This window comes from Micromonospora sp. KC721 (genome assembly GCF_004348355.1).
Taxonomy (GTDB): Bacteria; Actinomycetota; Actinomycetes; order Mycobacteriales; family Micromonosporaceae; genus Micromonospora.
In genome coordinates this window covers 1-3,430 of the sequence record NZ_SMJY01000328.1, presented here as the reverse complement: position 1 = coordinate 3,430, position 3,430 = coordinate 1, and the positions used below count along the sequence as shown (strand labels likewise).

The window sequence follows — 3,430 nt, the reverse complement described above, 5'->3', positions numbered from 1 at the left end:
CGGCTCAAAGACCGCGACCTCGGCCGCGTTCCCGCAGCCAGCAAGACCAACGACTGAACATCAACAACCAGCGAGGGGGTCAACATTCGGCCGGAACAGAGGGGTCAAAGTTCAGCCGGCGTTGACAGACGCACACTCGCACCAGGGCTCCCGCCGCCGGACGGCAGCTCGGCCAGTTCCACATCAGCGGCGGCGCATCGGGTCAGCCCAGCGAGACGGGCGGTCAAGGTAGCGCGGATACTCTGACCAGCACCGGCCGCCGGGCGCCCTCCTGGTCGTCCGGGCCGATGTCGACGCCTTCGAGCCACACCCACTGCCCGTACGAGGACTACGCGAAATTCGGAGAATAGTGCCATGGGCATGATGGTGGTCGCACGTCGGGTTGAGGCACCTGCGGACGAGGTGCGGTACGAGTTCGGATTCGAGGACAAGTTCGACCGGGTGCTGACGATCAATCCGAGCACGCTTGAGACGCGGGTCGACGACGGTGACTTCAACACCGCTGCGAGCGCCATCACAGCAAAGATCGTCAACGCACGGCGCTCCGCTGGAGACTTCCCGGCAAGGATGATGTTCGCCAGCTGAGCCGAGCGGTACGGCTGGCATTCGTTGGGATCCCCTTTTCGAACCATTCCGGTACGCCACAGCTTTTCGATCGGGCCAGCACTCGCCGCCCGGAAGCTGGTCTACTACACCCCCGGTTGTCGGAGTACGCGACGGTGCCGTCCCCCGCCCATTCCTCATAAGGGAGCGCCGGGGTTACGAGACGATCGGCAGCAGGTCGTCGTTGCGTCCGGTCTGGGGTAGCCCGGCGGCTGCGGCGATAAGTTCGACGGCCTCTTCGAGTGTGGTGGTCTCCGGCAGGACAAGTTCGTCGGGCCAGCCCAGGACGTCCCGGGCGAGGTACCAGCCGCTCATGTGCTCGATGGTGAACTCGCTGGCCTGTGGTCGGGTCAGGTGCCGCCGTAGCGTCTCGGGCAGGGACACGTCGAGGTAGCAGAACAGCGACCGCCCTCGGTGGCCGTCACGCAGGGCGGTCAGCATGTTCCGGTAGCGGTCGCTGTGCATGATGCCGTCCAGCACCACGTGGTAGCCGTGGTCGAGGGCGAACCGGACGGTCTGCGCGATCAACGCGGGGGCCGCACCGCCGGGCTTGTCCCGCTCGCGCAGCACGATCCGGCGCAGGTAGTCCTGCTCGACCAGGGCGCAGCCCCGGCCGTGCCGACGTCGTAGCTCCCGCGCGATGCTGCTCTTGCCCGAGCCGGAGTTGCCCCGGATGCAGACGAGGCTCGTGTCCGGGCTGCCAGTTGGGTCCGACGAGCACCCTGCCTCCACAGATTTAGTCGTCGCGCACGGCGAGGTCGAGTGCGTCGATGGTCAGCTTGGTGAAATCGGGCAGTTGATCCTGACTGATCGTGACACCGCGCAGATTGTCGAGGGCCGTCTTGAGTCCCTGGAGACGGCTGCCCCGCAGATCGACGCCGTCGAGATGGCAAGAGTCGATTTCCATGCCGTCCAGGTTGCAGGACCGCAGCGCGATGCCCGGGAGGCGGCAGGTAGACCAGGTGGCGTGGGCGAGGGTGCAGTCGGTAAAGGCGACGGATCCGGCGGCGGTGACACGGTGGAAGGTGGCGTAGTCGAAGCGGCAGCCGTCGAACAGGACGTCCTTGAGGCGTACGTCCGTCAGTCGGGTGCCGGTGAACCGCGAACCGGTGATCGCGCACCGTTCGATGGTGATGCCGGTCAGGGTCGCGCCGGAGAAGTCGGTGCGGGTGATTTCGCAGCCGTAGAGGCTGCCCGCTTCCCAGACGCTCTCGCTCAGGTCCACGCTAGTCATCAAGCTGCTGCGGATGCGGGCGTCCTCAAGCCGCGCACCGTGCCACCCTGCGCCCTCGACGAGGGCCTCGGTGAGGCCGTCGGTTAGGTCGGTCGTGTTGTCGAGGTCGTCCGGTTCGAGTTCCGGCAGAAGGACCTTGACGTCGCCGATCGTGGTGGTGCGCATATGTCCTCAACCTGTGTAGGCGCGGGATGGGCATGCCACCCCGCGCGTCCCGTGGTGGGGGCTACTTCTTCTTGTTCCAGTTGTCCCAGCCGGGTCGACTGTCGAACTTACCCTTGTTATCCCAGGTGGGGCGGTTGTCGAACTTCGCCGCGTCGATCGACGCTACCGACCGCTGCGGGTCGACGCCGAGGCGGGCAAGTTGCTCCGGTTCGGCGTTGACGAGGACCGCGAGAGCGTTGGTCATGATCGTCCTCCTTGAGGGGTGAGATGGTCCGCGGCGGCGCGGATGAGGGCTTGCCTGCTCGTGCGGCAGTACGCGGTCTCGCGAGCGGTGAACGTCGCGTGCTCGAAGTAGCGGTTGCCAGCCTGGGCGCCACGGCAGAAGTCATAAAAGGTGCAGAGGTCGGCGCAGTCGTTGAGGGCGGTAATGAACTCGGCGACGTAACGCAGGTCGCCGGCGCGGGCGAGCATGGCGGTGATCGACTCATGGATAACGTTGCCGGCGATGAAGTCGCCGTATCGCGAGTCGGTGATGCCGAGTAGCTCCGGTGACAGCAGCACCACCTGCCCATCCCAGGAGACGGTCGGGATCGGCTCGTACGGGGCGTGGTCGACGTGCCCAGCGCGGATCGCGGCGAGATAGTCGGCCAAGCGATCGAGGTCGCGGATCCGCAGCGGGCTGCCGCCGACGCGACGTTCGATGAGGCGCTGCCAAAACCGGTAAGCGGCGTCCTCCGACACCGGTGCCCGATCGGCGCCCTCCTGCTCTTCGATGTTGAAGCCCACCGACTCGCAGCCAGGCAGGCCGGTGAAGAAGTCGACGAGGGCTTCGGCGTGGTCGATGGTCTCCGGTGTGACAACACAGATCACCGAGTAGGCCAGCCCCGCGTCGGCCAGGGTCTGCATCCCGCGCCGGGTTCTGGTGTCCGTCGGGTTGCCGGCCCGGTCGAAGCGGTTTCGGTTCAACGCGCCCGGTCCGTCGATGCTGACTCCGACCTCGAACCCGTAAGCGGTGAACAGCTCGCACCACTGTCGGTTGATCAGCGTCGCGTTCGTCTGGATCTCATGACGCGCCATCCCCGCACACCGCAGCTCGTCGAACGGGGCCAGCAGCTCCCGGAACAGCCCGATGGGTGTGGCGGTGGGTTCGCCCCCGTGCCACACGACGCTCACCGGATGACCGCTGTTCTGCTGGGCGATCGACTCCGCGCACGCCTGCGCGACCGCAACTTCCATCAGTCGGCGGGATCTACGATCGGGCAGGTAGCAGTAGGTGCAGTCGAGGTTGCAGAAGCTGGTCGGCTGCACGACCAGGGTGTGGAAACTACTGGCGACCGCCGGCTGGCCAGTGGCGTTGATGACGCCGATGCCGTTCACGAGGAGCCTTCTTCGATGCTGACGGCCGTGGTGTTACCGACGCGGTGGGCG

General features: G+C 66.3%; 5 protein-coding genes. 1 reads left to right on the top strand and 4 read right to left on the bottom strand.

The genetic code is table 11. The features are described 5' to 3' along the window. Positions 1-354: 354 nt before the first annotated feature. Positions 355-585, top strand: coding sequence for a hypothetical protein (locus tag E1182_RS29840; RefSeq protein WP_132271059.1), 231 nt, complete (start codon positions 355-357; stop codon positions 583-585). A 174-nt stretch (positions 586-759) separates the two neighbouring features. Here the strand turns inward: E1182_RS29840 and E1182_RS29835 are convergent, their stop codons facing one another. From E1182_RS29835 to amcB, 4 genes are all read right to left on the bottom strand, one after another. Next, positions 760-1,335: a kinase gene (locus E1182_RS29835; RefSeq protein WP_132271057.1), complete on the bottom strand. Its 576-nt coding sequence runs from the start codon at positions 1,333-1,335 to the stop codon at positions 760-762. Between the two features lie 4 nt (positions 1,336-1,339). Then, entirely contained in the window at positions 1,340-2,002 is a 663-nt protein-coding gene (locus tag E1182_RS29830; protein ID WP_132271055.1) for a pentapeptide repeat-containing protein, read from the bottom strand. A gap of 61 nt (positions 2,003-2,063) precedes the next feature. Further along, on the bottom strand, positions 2,064-2,246 hold the full coding sequence (gene amcA, locus E1182_RS29825; RefSeq protein ID WP_132271054.1) for a multiple cyclophane-containing RiPP AmcA: 183 nt from the start codon (positions 2,244-2,246) through the stop codon (positions 2,064-2,066). Then, complete coding sequence (gene amcB / locus E1182_RS29820) at positions 2,243-3,379, bottom strand: cyclophane-forming radical SAM peptide maturase AmcB (protein ID WP_132271052.1); 1,137 nt, start codon at positions 3,377-3,379, stop codon at positions 2,243-2,245. The genes amcA and amcB overlap by 4 nt, the downstream gene beginning before the upstream one ends. Positions 3,380-3,430: the final 51 nt, after the last annotated feature.